At 37.7% G+C, this 20,358-nt stretch carries 17 protein-coding genes and 1 pseudogene; all 18 read left to right on the forward strand.

Translation table 11 applies throughout. The features are described from left to right. The first annotated feature begins 2 nt into the window (after positions 1-2). The 18 genes and pseudogenes from GTK57_RS06075 (at position 3) to GTK57_RS06160 (ending at position 20,303) form a co-directional block, all read left to right on the forward strand. Positions 3-1,307 (forward strand): restriction endonuclease subunit S, encoded by a 1,305-nt coding sequence (locus GTK57_RS06075; RefSeq protein WP_163121926.1) that lies wholly within the window; start codon positions 3-5, stop codon positions 1,305-1,307. A gap of 143 nt (positions 1,308-1,450) precedes the next feature. Then, positions 1,451-2,488: an Abi family protein gene (locus GTK57_RS06080; protein WP_163121928.1), complete on the forward strand. Its 1,038-nt coding sequence runs from the start codon at positions 1,451-1,453 to the stop codon at positions 2,486-2,488. 16 nt (positions 2,489-2,504) lie between these two features. Beyond that, positions 2,505-5,792 carry a type I restriction endonuclease subunit R gene (locus GTK57_RS06085; protein ID WP_163121930.1) on the forward strand — a complete coding sequence of 1,096 codons (3,288 nt, stop codon included), beginning with the start codon at positions 2,505-2,507 and terminating at the stop codon, positions 5,790-5,792. Between the two features lie 12 nt (positions 5,793-5,804). Beyond that, positions 5,805-7,154, forward strand: a complete 1,350-nt coding sequence (locus tag GTK57_RS06090; RefSeq protein WP_163121932.1) for an ISL3 family transposase — start codon at positions 5,805-5,807, stop codon at positions 7,152-7,154. A gap of 41 nt (positions 7,155-7,195) precedes the next feature. Then, positions 7,196-7,465 (forward strand): annotated as a pseudogene (locus tag GTK57_RS06095) (AAA family ATPase); the annotation flags it as partial. Further along, positions 7,466-8,380: a DUF4435 domain-containing protein gene (locus GTK57_RS06100; RefSeq protein ID WP_163121934.1), complete on the forward strand. Its 915-nt coding sequence runs from the start codon at positions 7,466-7,468 to the stop codon at positions 8,378-8,380. 277 nt (positions 8,381-8,657) lie between these two features. After that, positions 8,658-9,473 carry a 4-hydroxy-tetrahydrodipicolinate reductase gene (gene dapB, locus GTK57_RS06105; protein ID WP_152873975.1) on the forward strand — a complete coding sequence of 272 codons (816 nt, stop codon included), beginning with the start codon at positions 8,658-8,660 and terminating at the stop codon, positions 9,471-9,473. A 173-nt stretch (positions 9,474-9,646) separates the two neighbouring features. Beyond that, positions 9,647-10,924, forward strand: a complete 1,278-nt coding sequence (tviB, locus tag GTK57_RS06110) for a Vi polysaccharide biosynthesis UDP-N-acetylglucosamine C-6 dehydrogenase TviB (protein ID WP_152873974.1) — start codon at positions 9,647-9,649, stop codon at positions 10,922-10,924. Between the two features lie 23 nt (positions 10,925-10,947). Then, positions 10,948-11,973, forward strand: a complete 1,026-nt coding sequence (locus GTK57_RS06115; RefSeq protein WP_163121936.1) for an NAD-dependent epimerase/dehydratase family protein — start codon at positions 10,948-10,950, stop codon at positions 11,971-11,973. Next, the gene (locus tag GTK57_RS06120; protein WP_163121938.1) at positions 11,970-13,145 is read left to right on the forward strand and encodes an oligosaccharide flippase family protein; all 1,176 of its coding nucleotides are present in this window, start codon (positions 11,970-11,972) and stop codon (positions 13,143-13,145) included. Before GTK57_RS06115 ends, GTK57_RS06120 begins: the two co-directional genes overlap by 4 nt. Further along, positions 13,142-13,753: an acyltransferase gene (locus GTK57_RS06125; RefSeq protein ID WP_228720290.1), complete on the forward strand. Its 612-nt coding sequence runs from the start codon at positions 13,142-13,144 to the stop codon at positions 13,751-13,753. The genes GTK57_RS06120 and GTK57_RS06125 overlap by 4 nt, the downstream gene beginning before the upstream one ends. Before the next feature lie 160 nt (positions 13,754-13,913). Further along, the gene (locus tag GTK57_RS06130) at positions 13,914-14,459 is read left to right on the forward strand and encodes an acyltransferase (protein ID WP_163121940.1); all 546 of its coding nucleotides are present in this window, start codon (positions 13,914-13,916) and stop codon (positions 14,457-14,459) included. A gap of 23 nt (positions 14,460-14,482) precedes the next feature. After that, a complete protein-coding gene (locus tag GTK57_RS06135) occupies positions 14,483-15,613 on the forward strand; it encodes a glycosyltransferase (protein ID WP_163121942.1) in 1,131 nt (376 codons plus the stop codon). Then, a complete protein-coding gene (locus GTK57_RS06140; RefSeq protein ID WP_163121944.1) occupies positions 15,610-16,704 on the forward strand; it encodes a glycosyltransferase in 1,095 nt (364 codons plus the stop codon). The genes GTK57_RS06135 and GTK57_RS06140 overlap by 4 nt, the downstream gene beginning before the upstream one ends. After that, entirely contained in the window at positions 16,701-17,843 is a 1,143-nt protein-coding gene (locus GTK57_RS06145) for a glycosyltransferase family 4 protein (RefSeq protein WP_163121946.1), read from the forward strand. Before GTK57_RS06140 ends, GTK57_RS06145 begins: the two co-directional genes overlap by 4 nt. Beyond that, positions 17,840-18,448 carry a sugar transferase gene (locus tag GTK57_RS06150; RefSeq protein WP_163121948.1) on the forward strand — a complete coding sequence of 203 codons (609 nt, stop codon included), beginning with the start codon at positions 17,840-17,842 and terminating at the stop codon, positions 18,446-18,448. Before GTK57_RS06145 ends, GTK57_RS06150 begins: the two co-directional genes overlap by 4 nt. Continuing rightward, positions 18,441-19,112: a NeuD/PglB/VioB family sugar acetyltransferase gene (locus GTK57_RS06155; protein ID WP_163121950.1), complete on the forward strand. Its 672-nt coding sequence runs from the start codon at positions 18,441-18,443 to the stop codon at positions 19,110-19,112. Before GTK57_RS06150 ends, GTK57_RS06155 begins: the two co-directional genes overlap by 8 nt. A 21-nt stretch (positions 19,113-19,133) precedes the next feature. Then, positions 19,134-20,303: a DegT/DnrJ/EryC1/StrS family aminotransferase gene (locus GTK57_RS06160; RefSeq protein ID WP_163121952.1), complete on the forward strand. Its 1,170-nt coding sequence runs from the start codon at positions 19,134-19,136 to the stop codon at positions 20,301-20,303. Positions 20,304-20,358: the final 55 nt, after the last annotated feature.

A 20,358-nucleotide genomic window follows, 5' to 3' on the forward strand; every position in this document is an offset into this window, starting at 1 on the left:
ATATGGAATTTAAGCCTTATCCTTTATATATACCATGTGATATTCATTGGTTCAATGAGATTCCTCAGAGTTGGAAACAGGTTCGAGTTGAACAATATTTGATTAAAAAAGATGAAAATATCGGTGATTTATGGGATTCAACGCAACTCCTTTCATTAACACAAAAAGGAATTATCGAAAAAGATATCAACGATGGTAAAGGGAAAACCCATTCTGACTATTCAACATATCAAGCTATTGATATTGGTGATTTAGTATTTTGCTTATTTGATATTGATGAAACCCCTCGTACTATTGGACTATCAACAAAGCAAGGAATGATAACAAGTGCCTACACAGCATTTAAATCGAAAAAAAATATTAATACTCAATACTTGTATTATTTTTTTGAAAGTTTAGATGATGCTAAAGCCCTTAAGCCTTATTACAAAGGTCTTCGTAAGACGGTTCGTCCCCCTGAGTTTTTAAAAATTCATGTGCCATTTCCTCCAAAAGTGGAACAAGATGTTATAAGTCAGTTTTTGGACACCGAAACAGCCCGAATTGACAACCTGATTAGCAAACAAGAAAAGTTAATCAAACTTTTGGAAGAACAGCGTAAATCTGTGATTTCTCATACAGTAACTAAAGGTTTAAATCCAAATACACCGATGAAAGATAGTGGTGTGGAATGGTTGGGTGATGTACCTGAGCATTGGGACTTTAATAGATTAGATGGTATTACAAAGATAGTCAGAGGAAATTCTACCTTTGCCAAAGGCGACTTATTAGCTGTTGGTCAATATGTGGCACTGCAATATGGAAAAACATATAAAGTTGATGAAATCAATAATTCATATAACTCTTATGTCAATCAAGAGTTTTTTAAAGATACTCAGGTTGCAGAATTTAAAGATGTTGTACTTATTTCAACCTCAGAAACATTAGAAGATTTAGGGCATTCATGTTTTTATACTCGCCATGATCTAGGGTTAATTGGTGGGGAGCAATTTTTACTAAAGCCTAATCGCAATACTGATGGCAAGTATTTATATTATGCAACAAAAGCATTCTCCCAACATTTACAAAGATATGCGACTGGTCTAAAAGTTTTTCGATTCAAGTTAGATGACTTAAAGAATATTTATATTCCCAATTTATCTCTAATTGATCAAAATCTAATAGCAACGTTTCTCGACCAAGAAACCTCAAAAATTGACACGTTAGTTACTAAACAAAAAACATTAATCGAAAAACTCAAAGAATACCGTTCTTCAATTATCTCCCATGTTGTTACAGGCAAAATTGACATACGGGAGTTTTGTTAATGGATTTTTCGATCATGACTCAATATTTATGTACTTCTGTGCATAAATATTGCATTATTCTCACCAACATACCTGCCATGCCTAGGTTCAAGTTCACTTGTTCACGCACAAATCGGCAGGTTTTTTTTGCCTGAGAAATGACTATGGTTCAATTTACGAAACAGGCAAAAAGCAACCAAGCGCATCTTCAAACATGGCAAGACCGTGGCTTGATCATTCCTGATTTTGTACGCGCAGACCGTTACCTGAGCTTTATTGGCTACTATCGCCTATCTGCATATACCATTCCTTTTCAGCAAACGATTACAGCTCATTCAAGCATATTGCATCAATTTAAAGCCAATACTACATTTGATGATGTACTCAACCTGTATATCTTTGATCGGGAACTCAGGCTTCTGATCATGGATGCGATTGAGCGTATTGAAGTTGCAATACGGGCGCAAATTTGCAATGTGTTGTGCGATCAATCGGGTAATGCCTTTTGGTATACCGATGAACAGCATTTTAGCCATAACTATGCCCACATGCGCTTGCTTGCCAGTATTGAACGGCAATTGATGGATGAAAAAAGCCGTTTAGAACGTGATGAAAAAGCCATTGATAAACGACCATTATCACAAGCTGACAAAGATGTCCTGAAAGATAAAGTGCGGAAAGAAAATTTCTTACGTCATTATTTATCTAAATACGACAGCCCTAAATTACTGCCTTCATGGATGATGATCGAAATGCTGACTTGGGGTGAACTCAGTCATTTGTATGTCGGACTAAAATCAAACCAAGCTAAAAAACAAATTGCTCAGAACTTGGGGATACATGCCGAAGTCTTAGAGTCATGGTTAAAAAGCCTCAATGATGTGCGTAACTTATGCGCCCACCATAGCCGACTGTGGAATAAAGAACATGGTCGCAGCATCAAGATTCCAACCTCAAATACAATTCAATGGCTTCAACAACCAGTCATTTTAACCAATACAGCTATTCGCTATGAAAAACGTACCTACATGGTTCTAGTGGCAATACAAACACTACTTTTTAAGATTAGTCCAAATTCAACATGGGCAAAACGACTCAAAGATTTAATTGCGCAGTATCCATTACTATCAAAAGCCAATATGGGAATGCCTGAACAATGGCATCAAGACCCTTTTTGGCAAAGCGCATTACAACAGTATTAAGAATAAGGAGAATAGGATGAATATTTTGGCAAATAAAGCCCATTACGAAAGTCATTTAGAAAATTACATTGTGCAAAAACTACAAGCACAAGGTTGGGTGGTTGGACAAAGTAAAAATTATCACACTGAGTATGCACTCTACCCCGAAGATTTAATCACATGGATTCAAGCCACTCAGCCTGAAAAATGGGAAAAACTGCAAGCCCTCAATGGCAGCAATACCGAAAAACGCATCATTGACCGCTTGGATGATGAGCTGAATAAGAAAGGTACAATTCATATCTTCCGTAACGGCTTTAGCATGGCGGGTGCAGGCACAATCGACCTCAGTGAAAGCGCACCCGAAGATGGGCGAAATCAGGCGGTGATTGAGCGTTATAACGCGAATATTTTACGGGTTGTACCACAGCTCAAATATCATCCATCCAAAGATGCAGGGATTTTAGACCTCGTATTCTTTATTAACGGTTTACCGATGGCAACGGTTGAGATTAAAACCGAGTTTAACCAGTCTTTAGAAGATGCCATTGAGCAGTATAAAAATGACCGTAAGCCGATAGACCCTAAAACAAGACGCAAAGAACCGTTATTGACCCCGAAACGTGGTGCGATTGTGCATTTCGCTTTGTGTGAATCTGAAATTGCCATGACCACGGCTTTAGATGGTGAAAGTACCTATTTCTTGCCATTTAACAAAGGCAATAATGGTCAAGCGGGCAACCCCGAAGCGGATAAATCAAAAGGTGAAGACTATCCCGTAGCGTATTTTTGGGATTATGTTTGTCAACGGGATAATTGGCTGAAAATCTTCCATAACTTTGTCTATGTGGAAAAGAAAAACAAAGTTGATCTATATGGTAATTGGGCAGTACAAGAGCGCCTGATCTTTCCACGTTACCATCAATTTGATGCAGTCAATAAAATCATTGTAGATGTGCAAGAAAAAGGCGTTGGATTGAATTATCTGTGTGAACATAGTGCAGGCTCAGGTAAAACCTCTACGATTTCTTGGGTGTGTCATTCACTGGTACGTTTGCGTCACAAGGACGGTACACCGTTTTATAACTCCATCATTGTGGTAACTGACCGAACGGTACTGGACGATCAGCTACAGGAAGCCATACAACAACTCGATCATCAAAAAGGCTTAATTGCTGCGATTAACCGTGATGACAAAGAACATGCAGGCAAGTCGAAAAGCAAACAGCTTGAAGATGCGCTATTGTCCAATAAACAGATCATTATTGTAACGATTCAGACCTTCCCGCATGTGATGGAAGCGATTCTAACCAACACCAGTTTAAGTGACCGTAACTACGGTATTGTGATTGATGAAGCGCACACTTCTCAAACAGGCTCAACGGCATCGAAACTGCAAGCGACATTAGCACTACAGTCGGGTGAAGCGATGGCAAACCTGACGGTTGAGGAATTGCTTGAGCAGATTCAAAAAGCCCGTGTGCAATCAAAAAATGTTAGCCATTTTGCCTTTACTGCAACACCGAAACATTCTACAAAAATGCTGTTTGGGCGCACAAAAAATGGGGAGCCTGCAAGTGATGAAAATTTACCCGAATCTTTCCACTTGTACCCACAACGCCAAGCGATTGACGAAGGCTTTATTTTAGATGTACTACAAGGCTATGTGCCTTATAAAACTGCTTTTAAACTCGGCGGTGATGCTGTAGATGATGATAAACGAGTCAACTCTAAAGCCGCAAAGAAAGCCTTAGCCCGTTGGATGGCTTTACATGCCACCAATGTCACGCAAAAAGTGCAGTTTATTATTCAGCACTTTCACTACAATGTTGCCAACTTACTGAATGGTCAAGCTAAAGCAATGATTGTGACCAGTTCACGCCCTGCGGCAGCACGTTATAAAATTGCCCTAGAAAAATATATTGAAGATAACCCTGAATATAGTGCTTATCGCGTCTTAGTGGCATTCTCAGGTAAGTTAACGGGCAAACAGATTAGCCATGAAGCTGATGGTGATACCGAAAACGGTATGCTATTTCAGGTCGGTGATGAAGCTGAATTTACCGAAGCTAACATGAATGCCGATGCACCTAATTCTGATTTACGCATTGCATTTGACCGTCCTGAATACCGTTTAATGGTTGTGGCGAATAAATTCCAAACAGGCTTTGACCAACCCAAACTCTGTGCGATGTATCTCGATAAGGTCATTGCCAATGAGGTTGAAGTGGTACAAACCCTGTCACGCTTAAACCGCACGACCACAGGGAAAGATCAAACTTTTGTGATTGACTTTGTGAACGACCCTGAATGGATTTTAGAATGCTTTAAAAAATACGATAACGGGGCAAAAATCGTTGATGTACAAGACCCGAATGTGGTTTATACCAACAAAGATAATATCGAAGAACTAGACCTGATTACCGAAGATGATTTGGAAGAATTTAAAGCGGCACGTTTTAAAACCATCCGTGATATTAGTAATCATGATTTTAAAGAAACCACGCATCCTGACCTATTCAAAGCAACAGATCGTGTCGCCCGATTGTTTAACCAAAAGCTAAAAATGCTGAAACAAGCAATTGAATTGCAAGAAATCACTTACGATCAAGGCAAAGCAGATGGCAATGATGAGGGTGCTGAAAAAGCCGAATTTGAACGTAAGCAACTTGACGTAGAGTTGCAAACCTTAATGCGCTTTAAAGGTAATTTAGATAAGTTTAGCCGTACATATTCCTATGTTGCACAGCTCATTGACTTTGGCGACCCAGAGCTTGAAAACTTTTCAGCATTTACCAAGCTATTATCTAAACGCTTAAACGGCATGTCAGCCAAAGAAATTGATATTTCAGGTTTAGTCTTAACGGGTTTTGGCATCTTTAAAAAGAAACTTAAAACAGATGATGATACAGACCATCCTGATGCAGATGATCCACGCCCTTTAGCACCCATCAAAGGCACAACCAATGGTGATTTACAACCCACTAAAATGACTTATCTCAAAGAAGTCATTGATCTGATTGCACAGACTTTTGGCGATATATCTACCCGTCAAGAACAGGTTGTTTATATCAACCATTTAGTGACGATTCTACGCAACAATGATGTCGTTATGGCTCAGATTGAAAATAATCCTGAATCAACGGCTTTGCAAGGTAATTTACCATCTGCAACAAAAGGTGCAATTATCCAAGCCCTTACATCACATCAAGACCTATCAGCATTGTTACTCAAGACAGATGCTCAAGCGATGCAGAATGTGATCAAAGTGTTGTATAAGTTACTGAAAGACGGTGAAACTATTGATGCACATCATCTGACATAAGGGAGTATTCGTATGATTGATATTCTGCAATTGGATGGTGTTCAACCTATAGATTACCGTAATGAAGATGGCTGTATTGTGATTACCGTACAGCCAAGCGGAGATCATTTAGAAACGTGCCCTGAATGCGGTGGACGCTTGTACAAGCACGGTCAGCGTATCAATCATTTTGCAGATACCCCGTTACAGATGCAGCCTGTTAAAATTGAGGTGGTGCGAACACGCTATCGTTGTTCTGAATGTAAAAGCATGATTACCCCTCAACTTAGCTTCTTGGATGAAAAACGTAGAGCGACCAATCGACTGATTCAGCAAGTACGCAAGCGTTGCTTAGATCGAACGTTTACACAGCTTGCCGAAGATACGGGTGTGGTGGTGAATACCATTAAAAATATTACGCTCGATTTCGTGGAGGAATTAGAGCGAGATGTTAAGTTTGAAACCCCAACAATCATGGGTATTGATGAACTTAAATTGATGGGGACATATCGTTGTGTCATCACCAACCTTGCAATGAATAGCTTGTTTGACATGCTGCCTGAAAGAACTCAAGATACCTTGATGCCATACTTCGCCAATATGCCTGACGCTGATAAGGTAGAATGGATTTGCAGTGATATGTGGCGACCATTTAAAAAATCGTTTCGTCTACATTTACCTAATGCTAAATTGGTCATTGATAAATTTCATGTGGTTAGAATGGCTAGTGCAGCTTTAGACACTGAGCGAAAAAGTTTACAGAGTGGAATGAACCGCTATGCTCGATTGAATATGAAAAAGAATTTACGATGGTTGTTATTAAGACGCCCGAATTCTTTAACCGAAGAACAATTAGAAGTCTTGGCTCAACTTGAAAAACTTCATCCTGAGTTTAAGGAAGCCTATGACCTCAAAGAGCAGTTTTATAATATTTATGAAGCAACGACTAAAGACGATGCAATACAGAGATTTAACAATTGGGAAAGTGATATTCCCAAGCACTTAAAATCTTTCCGCGATGTTGCTAAAACTGTTAATAATAACTTTGAAGATATATTTACGTATTGGGATGCACCCGTCAGAATTACGAATGCTTATACTGAGGGACATAATGGTATTACAAGAGTAGCGAACCGAATGGGGCGTGGTTATACCTTTGAAGTACTTCGAGCAAAAATGTTGTATAACAAAGTAGCCCGATCTATTACGACCTTAACGACTCCATCTTCTTCATCAAAACAAACCAAAGGTGATGAAGGTTTAAGTACATTTCCAACCAAGCAAGATAAAATTAAGTTGGAATATGGTGCTTATATTCCAACCTTGGTTGAGTTATATGGTGATGATGAAGATTTGGATGAAGAATTAATTTCAACCATGTAATGCAAATAGCCCAATTAATATTGTAAGAAAAAAATAAAAATCAAGTAGATATAGATACTCTTTCTTCTGGAGAGAAACAGATTATTTCTTTGTTCACAATGCTGTATTTAGAAAAAAGAGATGATGTGGCAATATTTTTTGATGAGCCAGAGTTATCACTATCTATTGAATGGCAAAAAACTTTATTACCTGACATTCTAGCTTCAGGGAAATGTAAATTTTTATTTGCGACCACACATTCACCATTCATTTTTGAAAATAATCTTGAAGAATTTACAGTTGATTTAGCCGAATATATTAAGGAAATTTAAATGTCTAGAGTGCACAACATGGCTCAGGCTAGAGATAATATTTCGGTTAAGTATCATGAGTTTATGAGAATCTGTTCAAATAATAAATTACCCATTTTTTTTGAAGGCGAAGATGAAAAATACTATTCCATCAGACTAGATAATTTAATGAATGTTGAGTGGGTAGGAATAAACTGTGGTGGAAAAAAGAAGGTGATCTCTCTTAGAGATAAAATCAGAATTAGTGAAGCTTATCATGATAAAAAATCTTTATTTTTTATTGATTCTGACTTTGATCAAAATGAAGAAATTAAGAAACTAACTGATGTATATCTTACCCCCTGCTATTCAGTTGAAAACTTATATATATCAGATAGTGCTTTTATTAAAATTTTAAGATCAGAATTTAATATAAGTGAATATGATGAAAGTCCAGATTGTTATTTAAGAGCAATTCAATGTTTCAAAGATAGAAAGAGAGAGTTTCTTGAAGCAATTACAGACTTCAATTCACTGATTCATTATTTAAGGATGAAAGAGGCTTCAGGGGAATTAAAGACAAAACTTAATCTTAATAATATTGATATAGATAAGTTGGTTTCTATTAGTTTAACTGAAGTTAAGAAAATTTATTCATTGGAAAAATATCGAGAATTATTCCCTGAACTACCTGAAGATTTTGAAATAAATTTGGATATATCAGAGTCTTATTTGATTAGAGGGAATAGTGAGATGATTTTTAGAGGTAAACAAAACTTAGACTTTTTCAGAACTTTTATATTACTTTTAAGACAAGATCGAGGGAAAAAGTCTGATAGAGAGGTATTTTTAGAAAGTGGAAAAATTAAATTACAGTTAACTAAGGCTAACACTCTGTCTGAATTAAGCCAGTATGCAGATACGCCACACTGTTTAAAGGAATTCTTAGCAGCATGAGCTTTTAGTTTTCCTAAAATTAACATAATACACCTTATACGAAATGCTATTTTTTATTTGATATAAATCATGATTTTATCGTATATCAAAAAGCCCAATTCTCACCGTTTGGGCTTTTTAGTTGATTCTTCATGTTCCACGAATTTAATAAGTAAAAATAGAAAATCATCAGCAAAACAAATTTCAAATAGCACACATTTTTATAGTCAGCATCTTAGAGTTCATCTCCACATTTGATATAGTAAGAACAATTTAGAATCAAATTTAGGGAAATGATATGTCAGCAGCTCCACGCATTGGTGTATTAGGTGCAGGCGGTCGTATGGGACGCATTCTAATTCAAGCCGTTCAACAAGCAGGTTACCAACTTGCAGCAGCCGTAGAACGCCCTGAAAGCAGTTTGATTGGTTCAGACGCAGGCGAACTTGCAGGCATTGGAGCAGTTGGCGTAAAAGTTGTTGGAAGCCTAGAAGAAGTACTCAAAGACTGCGATGTGGTCATCGACTTTACAGCACCTGTTGCAACAGCAAACCATCTTAAACTTTGCCGTGAAGCAGGCGTTGCCATTGTCATTGGTACCACAGGTATGAATGACGAACAAAAAGCATATTTAGAAGAAACATCAACAGAAACACCCGTAGTTTACGCTGCAAACTATTCAGTGGGTGTAAACGTATCAATCAAACTATTAGAACTTGCTTCAAAAGTATTTGGCGATACCGTTGATATTGAAATTATTGAAGCACATCACCGCCATAAAGTGGATGCACCATCAGGCACAGCTTTAATGTGGGGCGAAGCAATTGCAGACACTTTAGGTCGTGACTTAAAAGAAGATGCTGTGTACTGCCGTGAAGGACATACAGGGCCACGTGAACGACAAAGCATTGGCTTCCAAACTATTCGTGGTGGTGACATTGTAGGTGAACACACAGCAATGTTTATTGCAGATGGTGAACGTGTTGAAATTACGCACAAAGCAACCAACCGTATGAACTTTGCATCGGGTGCAGTACGTGCAGCAGCTTGGGTTGTAGGTCGTGAAGCGCGTAAATATGATATGAAAGATGTATTAGGTCTTAATGATATTTAAGTTTAAAACCAAATAGGCTTTGTAAAAGGAACGTGATCAATCGGATATTTATCTTATTGATCACAATTTTACAAAAGCTTTTAATAACGGGAAAATTCTGATTTCTGTTATAATACATAGAGCCTATAAAACGGCTCTTTTTTATTATATGCACAACACGATAAGGCTCTGTAATGTTGCAACTCGCTGAACTAAAAATCGCAATTATTGGATTGGGTTATGTTGGTCTTCCTTTGGCCGTTGAGTTCGGCAAGAAAGTGCCCGTTGTAGGTTTTGATATCCATCAAAAACGAATTGATGAATTAAAATCAGGACATGACCATACATTAGAAGTGTCACCTGAAGAGTTAGCACAAGCAACTCAATTAAGTTATACCGCAAATTTAGAAGATTTAAAAAGCTGTAACTTTTTTATTGTTACAGTTCCAACCCCTATCGATGAATTCAAACAACCCGATTTAACACCGTTAGTCAAAGCTTCAACAAGCATTGGTCAGGTGTTAAATGCAGGTGATATCGTGGTGTACGAATCTACGGTATATCCGGGTGCCACAGAAGAAGTATGTATTCCTGTATTAGAAAAAGTATCAGGTTTAACATTCAACCAAGATTTCTACGCAGGTTATAGCCCAGAACGTATTAATCCGGGCGATAAACTGCACCGTGTAAGCAATATTCTAAAAGTGACATCAGGTTCTACGCCTGAGGTGGCTGAATTTGTTGATCAAGTTTATAAATTGGTGATCGAAGCAGGCACGCACAAAGCGGAAAGCATTAAAGTAGCTGAAGCTGCAAAAGTGATTGAAAACACACAGCGTGATGTGAATATTGCCCTGATTAATGAGCTTGCACTTATCTTCAATAAAATGGGCATCGATACAGAGTCCGTGTTAAAAGCTGCGGGCACAAAATGGAACTTTCTTCCATTTCGTCCGGGTTTAGTGGGTGGTCACTGTATTGGTGTAGACCCGTATTATCTGACGTATAAAGCACAAGCGATTGGTTATCATCCTGAAATTATCTTGGCAGGTCGTCGTTTAAATGACGCGATGGGTGCTTATGTTGTGACTCAACTTGTGAAGAGCATGATTAAGAAAAAAATTCAGGTTGAAGGTGCGAAAGTTTTAGTACTTGGTTTGAGTTTTAAAGAAAACTGCCCAGATATTCGTAATACGAAAATTATTGATATTGTGAAAGAACTTCAAGAATATCATATTGATGTAAATATTTATGATCCTTGGGTTGATGCAGACGAAGCTGAACATGAGTACGGTATTCGTACCACTCAAGAACTACAAAATGGCGTATATGATGCTGTTATTTTAGCAGTAGCACATGAGCAATTTGTGGCTTTAGGTGCAGAAAAAATTCGTGCTTTAGGTAAAGAAAATCATGTTTTATATGATTTGAAATATGTATTGCCACAAACAGAATCAGATATTCGTCTGTAATTGAAAGAATTAGGAATTTAAAAATGAACCAATTTGATGTTGTTTGTGACCAATTAAAACAAACACCAAAAATCTGGTTAGTGACGGGTGTTGCAGGTTTCATTGGTTCAAACCTCTTAGAAACTTTATTGAAACTGAACCAAAAAGTGGTGGGTTTAGATAACTTTGCAACAGGTCATCAGCACAATTTAGACGAAGTTCAAAGTTTGGTTTCTGCCGAGCAATGGGAAAATTTCACTTTCCAAGAAGGTGATATTCGTAAATTTGAAGATTGCCAAAAAGCATGCGCAGGTGTGGATTATGTTCTACATGAAGCTGCTTTAGGTTCTGTTCCTCGCTCAATTGCAGACCCAATTGCAACCAATGAAACCAATATTAGCGGTTTCTTAAATATGTTGACTGCTGCACGTGATGCAGGCGTTTCAAGCTTTACTTATGCAGCAAGTAGCTCAACTTATGGCGATCATCCTGCATTGCCAAAAGTAGAAGAACATATTGGTAATCCGCTATCTCCATATGCCGTAACCAAATACGTCAACGAGCTTTATGCCGATGTATTTGCACGCACATATGGTTTTAAAACTATTGGCTTACGCTACTTTAATGTATTCGGTCAACGCCAAGATCCAAATGGTGCATACGCTGCGGTGATTCCAAAATGGACTGCTTCTATGATTGCAGGCGATGATGTTTTCATTAATGGTGATGGCGAAACAAGTCGAGATTTCTGCTTCATCAACAATACCGTTCAAGCCAATATTTTGGCAGCAACCACGACAAATGATGATGCGAAAAATCAAGTGTATAACGTGGCTGTTGGTGACCGCACAACTTTGAATAATTTGTTTAATGCAATTAAAGTTGCATTGGCTGAAAATTCAGTGAATTATCATAAAGATGTGGTTTATCGTGATTTCCGAGCAGGGGATGTACGCCATTCTCAAGCGAGTATTGCGAAAATCCAAAATCATTTAGCTTATGACCCGAAATTCAAAATTGATGAAGGTATTCAACTTGCGATGCAGTGGTACGTTAAAAATCTGACATGAGCATTCGAACGCTTGTTTCAAAATATCAGTCAATTGGATTAATCACATCCAGTTTATTAGTTGGTGCGATAATTACATTTATCGCACTTCCTTTTTTAACGCGCTTATATTCTGTACATGACTTTGGTCAATATGGCGTTGCACTTGCAATTGTCAGCGTACTTTCGACCATTGCCAATTTACGGTTAGACCAAGCACAACTTGTTGCAGATGATGCAGATCAAAAAAGTTTAATCTTCGAAGGATCTGTTTTTTCCCTTATTTTCTGTACGTTATCGGCAGTTGTTTTAAGTTTCTTTTTTGATATTTCGATGATTCTAGCCATTTGTTTTGGCGTGTTATCAAATACGGTTTTACAAAGCTTATATAACTATAAATTTGCGCATGAAGCAGAATTTTCTTGTGCCACTTTAAATATTTATCGTAGTTTAATTGTGGTCATTGTACAGCTTGGTTTACCACTGCTGATGAGCATCAGCTTGGTGAATAGCTATGCTGTCAGTTCAGTCATTATGCTATGTACAGTGCTGTTTTATATTGTGATTCACGGCTTATATCAAGTGAGTTGGAGCAGTTATAAAAATTATAAAGATTTCATTTTTTCAAATACGCCACATGCATTATTAAACAGCTTTTCACATAATTTACCTTATTATGTCGTGTCACATTTTATTGGTTATCAAGCCGTTGGTTTTTATTCCATTGTTGAACGGACGTTGCGTGTACCCATTAATTTAATGTCGCAAACTATTCGCCAGTTCTTCATTCGCAAATTTAAACATGCAAATTCACCGCGTGAAGCGTTAAAGAGCAGTGTGTTTTTAAGTGTGATATCACTGCCATTTTTCGCACTGTTTTTTGTGTTGCCAGAATCTTTATATCTCATGATTTTTGGACAGCATTGGGTGGGTATATCATTATATTTCCAAATTTTAGCCTTGGGATATTGGGCTGTATTTTGTAATCCCCCAAGTTCGGCATATTTGATTGCAAAACGTAATAGTCAGCAATTGTTTAAATTACAAATTATTGAACTTATTATAAAATTTGCATTATTTGCAGCATTGTATATGTTGATAGACAATAAAATGTATATGTTGTTGGCTGTGCCTGCATCCTTAATTTTCTATAATTTTGCCATTTTATATGTGGTATGGAGAAACCCAAAGTGATCTTTTTTAAATGCTTAAAAGTACTCAATTGGTTTTCTGTAGCATGTCGAAAAAGCTTATATAACATGGCATTTGGTACGAAGTTTAAATACTTTGGAAAACGTACAAAACTTGATATTTCGGGACACGTTCACATTGGTAAAAACGTCTATATTGGTGATGATGTTACGCTAATTGTTGAAAATGGTGCATCGCTGATTATTGGAGATAATAGCTTTATTGGTGAATCTTGCTATATCAAATGCTTTGGTGGAAAAGTTGAAATTGGATGTGATGTCAGCATCAATTCAAAATCATTTTTAAATGGTTGTGGTGGGCTAAAAATTGGTGATAACACGCGTATTGGCACACAAAGTATTATGATTGCTAGCAACCATAAGTTTGATGATCCTGATATTTTATTTAAAGATGCAATTACCAAAGAAGGCATTGAGATCGGTCAAAATAATTGGTTCGGTGCACGAGTTACAGTATTAGATGGTGTAACAATCACAGATAACGTGGTGGTAGGTGCATGTTCTTTAGTGACTAAAAATTTAAATGAAGCGGGTGTTTATGTGGGAATACCTGTTAAAAAATTAACGATGAAACCAAAAGAGTTGCCATAAAATTAAAAGAATAAGTCGATTCTCAATCTACTGAACAGTGTATTCATCCATGTTTAGATCGTATCTGAAAGATGCATTTTCAGTTAAAATAGCGTAATTCTAAACAAATAAGTTAGCTTCAATTTCTTATTTTTCCATCCATAAATCAAAGGTTTTTGTCATGAAGTTTATAAAAGCTATTTTATGTCATATTTTTGATTTGGCTTATTTTTTTGCTAAAGGCAGCGTTGCTTATGCAAGAAAAAAAGGGGTGAATGTGGGTAATAATTGTCGCATCTACATTAAGAGTTGGGGTTCAGAGCCTTTTCTGGTCAGTATTGGCGATGATGTCACAGTCACATCGGGTGTGAAATTTATCACGCATGATGGCAGTACGTGTTTAGTCAAAGATGAACATGGAAAACGCTATCAAAAATTTGCCCCAATTACAGTTGGTTCTCGTGTATTTATTGGTGTGAATAGCATCATTATGCCGGGTGTAACGATTGGTTCTGATGTGGTGATTGGCGCAGGTTCAGTCGTTACAAAAGACATTCCAGACAATTCTGTTGCTATTGGTGTGCCTGCTAAGGTCGTTTCTAGCTTTGAAGATTACCAAGCCAAAATTAAAGCCACATGTGCAAATGATACAGACTTAGCTAATGTTCAAGGCTATGTAGAGCGAGTGCAACGTGCCATTGAACTGCAAAATCAAAAACAATCTTAATCTCCCAAATTTTAGGTCTTTTTATGCTGAATAAAGTGATGTTCTTTTTACCAACGCTTGGTGGTGGTGGGGCAGAGCGTACGGTCATTCAACTTGCCAACAGTTTTGTTGAACAAGGCTTAAACATTGATTTAGCTGTCTGTAATATTCATGGTGAAAAGGGTAAGTTACTGCCTGAAGTGAACTCTAAAATTCAGCTGATCAATTTTGATTGTGGACGTGTTGCAAATGCCATATTTCCATTAAAAAATCAGCTAAAAAAACAGCAATATGATTGTGTCGTTGCGACTCAAACCCATACCAATATTATTTGCGCCTTTGCTAAAAAATTAGCAGGTGTAAAAACCAAGATGATTTTTCGTGAAGTATCTACACCTTCAAAAAATATGAAAAATGAAGGATTGTCGAAATTCATCTTAAAAAGCTTAGTCAATTTTACGTATCCAATGGCAGATCAAATTGTTTGTGTGTCGAACGGTGTGCAAGAAGATTTTCGTGAATATTACAGCTATAAAAAACAAAATCTCATCACTATTTATAACCCTGTTATTGATGATGCTTATTTTGAAAAATTAAAAGCACCGACATCTCATCGCTTTTTCGAAGCAGACAATCAAGCAAACACGAAAGTGGTGATGGCAGTTGGTCGTTTAACTGAAGCGAAAAACTTTAGTTTTCTTATTCAATCATTTGCAAAACTACATCAAGCACATTCTGAAACTCGATTGCTTATTTTAGGTGAGGGTGAGTTACGAGCTGAACTTGAACAATTAATTCAAGATTTAAACTTGGTAGATATGGTTGATTTAGCAGGATTCGATCCAAATCCTTATGCTTATTTTAAGTATGCAGATCTTTTTGTTTTAAGCTCAAATTGGGAAGGTTTGCCGGGTGTGTTAATTCAAGCATTGGCATCAAAAATTAAAGTGGTAAGTACCAATTGTCCAAGTGGTCCAATGGAAATTTTAGTGAATTCTAAGTTTGGCTTATTGGTCGAATGTAATGATGAAACTGCGATGACATCTGCCATGCAAAAGGCTTTATTTGAAGATTATGTGGATTATAGTGATGCTGAGTTTGAACAACATTGTAGTCAATTTCACAAGAAAAATGTGCTTAAAAGCTATTTGAAGATGATGGAGAATCCATCTTGAACAAGCAAAAAGTGGTTCATGTGATTACCAATTTTGCAGGCGTGGGCGGTGCAGAAATGATGTTGTCACGCCTTATTCAGCAAACACAGCATGAATGTGAACACATCATCATCTCTCTAATGAAAACATCAGAGGTTTATGCAGATGCTTTGGCTTTATGTTCATCACATTATGCTTTGGGATGGAATGGTTTAAATAGTTTTTCGGTACTGCGTAAATTGAGAGAATTACTAGAAACATTAGCACCTCAAACCGTGCAATGTTGGATGTATCACGCCAATGTGTTGACTTCTCTTGCGACATTAAAGATGAAGAATAAACTTCAAATATTTTGGGGAATTCATCATTCATTGGCATCGCCAAAAGATGAATCGATCAGCACTAAAGTGGCTTTGGCATTCAGTAAGTTTTTGTCGAAAAAGCCCGAAGGTATTATTTATTGTGCGCATTCGTCTTTAGAACAGCATCAAAAATTTGGTTTTAAAAATAACAATTCAACTGTGATTGCCAATGGTGTGGTACTAGAAAAATATCAGTCTAATCTAAAAATTCATGAGCCTATTGTGATTGGTTTTGCGGGGCGTTATCACCCTGCGAAAGGCTATTTATATTTATTTGAAACGATTGCAAAACTAAAAGATCAGCCGATTATTTTTAAAATTGCAGGTGCAGGGGCAAATTTAGAAAACCCCGAAATCAAACAGTATTTTGAACAGTACAACTTAGATGAAAAGCAAGTTCAATTGCTCGATCAAGTATCAGATATGCCTGAGTTTTATCGGTCAATTGATGCCTTTTTAATGACATCAATTACAGAAGGTTTTCCGAATGTTTTAGTTGAAGCCATGGCTTCAGGTTTGCCTTGTATCAGTACAGATGTTGGTGATGCAAAATATATTGTGAATGAACAGGGTTGGATTGTTCCACCACGCAATGCCGATGCTTTGGCACAGGCGATTTTGGCTTATGTAAATTCATCTATTGAAGATAAGCAACAATTAAAACACTCGACACGTTTACGTGTAGAACAAAATTTTGGTATTGAACGTGTGAGCCAACAATATTTGGCAATGTGGAGACAACACAGATGAAGTTTTTAATGATCAGCAGTTTTCTGCCATCTGTATTGAATTTCCGTGGCAAATTATTGGAAGCTATTCATACTAAGGGCTTTGAAATTCATATTTGCGCACCAGATTTAAATGAATTTTCAGATGAATTAAATCAATTACAAAATTTGGGCTATCACGTTCATTCTGTACCTATGCAACGTACAGGAACAAACCCTATTCAGGACTTGAAAACCTTATTGGCTTTGGTTGCATTGATGCGTCAAATTCAGCCTGATTACGTGTTGTCTTATACGATTAAGCCTGTCATTTATGGCACTTTAGCCGCTTGGATTGCAGGTGTTCCGAACAAATTCGCGCTTATTACAGGTTTGGGTTATGCCTTTCAAAATGTGGAATCGGGCAAACGAAGCATCTTCCAGAAATTAGTACACGGTTTGTATGCGCAAGCTTTAAAACATGCCAATAAAGTATTTTTCCAAAATCCTGACGATTTGAAACTATTTCGAGATATGCATTTACTCGATGCGAAAAAACCTGCGGTTGTGGTGAATGGCTCAGGTGTAAATGTTCAAGATTTTGATGTAATGCCATTACCTGAAAATAACGAAGGTGAAGCAAAGGCATCATTTTTACTGATTGCACGTTTGTTGGGTGATAAAGGCGTACGTGAATATGCACAAGCTGCAGGTATCGTGAAAGAAAAAAATCCTGAAGCTGAATTCCACTTGGTGGGTTGGATTGACGACAATCCATCTGCGATTTCTCAGGCAGAATTAGATACTTGGGTGGCAGATAAAACCGTGAATTATTGGGGTAAACTCAGTGATGTACGTCCTGCAATTCAAGCAAGTTCGGTGTACGTTTTGCCATCTTACAGAGAAGGTACGCCACGTACTGTATTGGAAGCAATGGCAATGGGGCGTGCCATTATTACCACAGATGCACCGGGTTGTCGTGAAACGGTAATCAATGGACAAAATGGTTATTTGGTTGCGGTAAAATCGGTAGATGACTTGGTTCAAACCATGCAGTATTTCATTGAAGACCCTAAACTCATTCGCTATATGGGACAGCGTTCACGTGAAATTGCACTCAATAAATATGATGTACATCAAGTGAATAAGCATATGATGACAGAGATGGGAATGTTGCCATGATCAAACGATTATTCGATATTGTGATTGCATCAATTGCATTGGTTTTATTGTCACCTGTGTATTTTATTGTTGTTCGCAAGGTGAAAAAGAACTTAGGTTCGCCTGTGCTATTTCGTCAAGTACGTCCGGGTTTGCATGGTAAACCTTTCGAAATGATTAAGTTTCGAACTATGAAAGATGCAGTCGATGCAGAGGGTAATCCATTGCCTGATAGCGAAAGATTAACGCCATTTGGGAAAATGCTTCGCGCAACAAGTTTGGATGAAATGCCTGAACTTTGGAACGTGATTAAAGGCGACATGAGTATAGTTGGGCCACGTCCATTACTTGTGGAGTATTTGCCTTTATATAATGAAGAGCAAGCCAAACGTCATAACGTGCGTCCCGGCATTACAGGCTATGCGCAAGTAAATGGGCGCAATGCCATTTCTTGGGAAAAGAAATTTGAGCTAGATACATGGTATGTTGAACATCAGTCACTTTGGCTTGATTTTAAAATTATGCTAAAAACAGTCAAAAAAGTACTCGCAAAAGATGATATTAGTGCCGAAGGTGAAGTCACCATGACAAAATTCACGGGCACTGTGGAACATAAAAATGACTAAACTATATGCAGTTTATGGTGTCTCAGGATGCGGGCGTAGCTTGATGCCCGTAGCACGTCAACAACTGTCACGTGAACAAGATGTTTCAGAAAATCCGACATCAGAAATTGTATTTATTGATGATGCATTGACTGAAATTGCGATGGTGAATGGTCATCGAGCAATGAACTATGCACAATTTTTACAAGAAGATGCATCACAAAAATCGGTACTCATTGCCATCGCCAACAGTCAAGTTCGTGAAAAATTAGCAAACCAATTAGTGCAAGATCATATTTCACTATGGTCTGTATATGCAGATAATGTTGTTCTAATGGATGGTGCTCAAATAGCGGAAGGTTGTGCCATTAGTCCCTTTGTGAGCATTACCTCAAATATTAAAATTGGAAAATGCTTCCACGCTAATTTATACAGTTATGTTGAACATGATTGTGTTATTGGTGATTTCGTTACGTTTGCACCAGGCGTAAAATGTAACGGCAATATTCATATTGAAGATCATGCCTATATAGGTGCAGGCGCCGTGATTAAACAAGGTACTCCAGATCAGCCTTTAGTGATTGGCAAAGGTGCTATTGTGGGTATGGGGGCTGTTGTGACTAAAAGCGTACCTGCAGGTGTAACTGTTGTGGGCAATCCAGCTCGAATTATCGAGCCGAAATAAATTTCAAACTAGGAAAAATCCATGTTAAATACTGCATTTGAGCCGTGGCCAAGCTTTACGCAAGCTGAAGCAGACGCGGTATCAAAAGTTCTATTGTCGAATAAAGTGAATTATTGGACAGGTCAAGAATGTCGTGAATTTGAAAAAGAATTTGCACAATTTGCAGGGACAAAACATGCAGTAGCCGTAGCGAATGGTACGGTATCATTGGATGTTGCACTAAAAGCTCTAAACATTGGTGCAGGTGATGATGTCATTGTCACATCACGTACATTCTTAGCATCGGCAAGTTCAATTGTGACAGCAGGGGCAAATCCAGTTTTTGCCGATGTTGAACTTGATTCACAAAATATTTCACGTCGTACTATTGAAGAGGTTCTTACACCAAATACAAAGGCTATTATTTGTGTGCATTTGGCAGGTTGGATGTGTGATATGGATCCAATCATGCAATTGGCTGAAGAAAAAGGCATATATGTAATTGAAGATTGTGCCCAAGCGCATGGTGCGATGTACAAAGGTAAACCAGCAGGTTCAATTGGTCATATTGGTGCGTGGTCTTTCTGCCAAGATAAGATTATGACCACGGGTGGTGAAGGCGGTATGGTCACCACCAATGATGAGAATCTTTGGAAAAAAATGTGGTCGTATAAAGACCATGGTAAAAACTACGACAGCATTTATAACAAACAACATCCACCAGGTTTCCGTTGGTTGCATGACAGTTTTGGTACCAACTGGCGCATGATGGAAATGCAAGCGGTGATAGGTCGTTTACAGCTGATTGAGATGCCTGATTGGACTGAAAAACGTAATGCCAATATGGCACGTATTCAATCTGTATTTGAAAATAGTCCGTATTTTACAGTCACAAAACCATCTTCAGATTATGTACACGCAGCCTATAAATGTTATGTGCAAGTGAATATAGGTGCTTTGCCTGAAGCTTGGTCGCGTGATCGCATTATGGCGGAAATTAATGCTTTAGGCGTGCCTTGTTTTAGTGGTTCTTGTTCTGAAGTGTATTTAGAAAAAGCATTTGATGGTACACATTGGCGTCCTGAAAAAGCTTTAGAAAATGCAAAAGCATTAGGTGGAACAAGCTTAATGTTCTTGGTACATCCAACTTTGTCGGAACAAAGCATTCAAAAAACGCTAGATGCGATTCAGCAGGTACTTACTCAACTCTAAATCAACTCGCCAAATGATGAACTCAGGTATAATCATTTGGCGTATAACATTTAAA

It is taken from the genome of Acinetobacter portensis (assembly GCF_010646905.1).
In the GTDB taxonomy this organism is placed as follows: Bacteria; Pseudomonadota; Gammaproteobacteria; order Pseudomonadales; family Moraxellaceae; genus Acinetobacter; species Acinetobacter portensis.

Coding starts and splice junctions, on each gene's coding strand:
- GTK57_RS06075 (WP_163121926.1), top strand. CDS start 3: ATGGAATTTAAGCCTTATCCTTTATATATACCATGTGATATTCATTGG.
- GTK57_RS06080 (WP_163121928.1), top strand. CDS start 1,451: ATGGTTCAATTTACGAAACAGGCAAAAAGCAACCAAGCGCATCTTCAA.
- GTK57_RS06085 (WP_163121930.1), top strand. CDS start 2,505: ATGAATATTTTGGCAAATAAAGCCCATTACGAAAGTCATTTAGAAAAT.
- GTK57_RS06090 (WP_163121932.1), top strand. CDS start 5,805: ATGATTGATATTCTGCAATTGGATGGTGTTCAACCTATAGATTACCGT.
- GTK57_RS06100 (WP_163121934.1), top strand. CDS start 7,466: ATGTCTAGAGTGCACAACATGGCTCAGGCTAGAGATAATATTTCGGTT.
- dapB (WP_152873975.1), top strand. CDS start 8,658: ATGTCAGCAGCTCCACGCATTGGTGTATTAGGTGCAGGCGGTCGTATG.
- tviB (WP_152873974.1), top strand. CDS start 9,647: ATGTTGCAACTCGCTGAACTAAAAATCGCAATTATTGGATTGGGTTAT.
- GTK57_RS06115 (WP_163121936.1), top strand. CDS start 10,948: ATGAACCAATTTGATGTTGTTTGTGACCAATTAAAACAAACACCAAAA.
- GTK57_RS06120 (WP_163121938.1), top strand. CDS start 11,970: ATGAGCATTCGAACGCTTGTTTCAAAATATCAGTCAATTGGATTAATC.
- GTK57_RS06130 (WP_163121940.1), top strand. CDS start 13,914: ATGAAGTTTATAAAAGCTATTTTATGTCATATTTTTGATTTGGCTTAT.
- GTK57_RS06135 (WP_163121942.1), top strand. CDS start 14,483: ATGCTGAATAAAGTGATGTTCTTTTTACCAACGCTTGGTGGTGGTGGG.
- GTK57_RS06145 (WP_163121946.1), top strand. CDS start 16,701: ATGAAGTTTTTAATGATCAGCAGTTTTCTGCCATCTGTATTGAATTTC.
- GTK57_RS06150 (WP_163121948.1), top strand. CDS start 17,840: ATGATCAAACGATTATTCGATATTGTGATTGCATCAATTGCATTGGTT.
- GTK57_RS06155 (WP_163121950.1), top strand. CDS start 18,441: ATGACTAAACTATATGCAGTTTATGGTGTCTCAGGATGCGGGCGTAGC.
- GTK57_RS06160 (WP_163121952.1), top strand. CDS start 19,134: ATGTTAAATACTGCATTTGAGCCGTGGCCAAGCTTTACGCAAGCTGAA.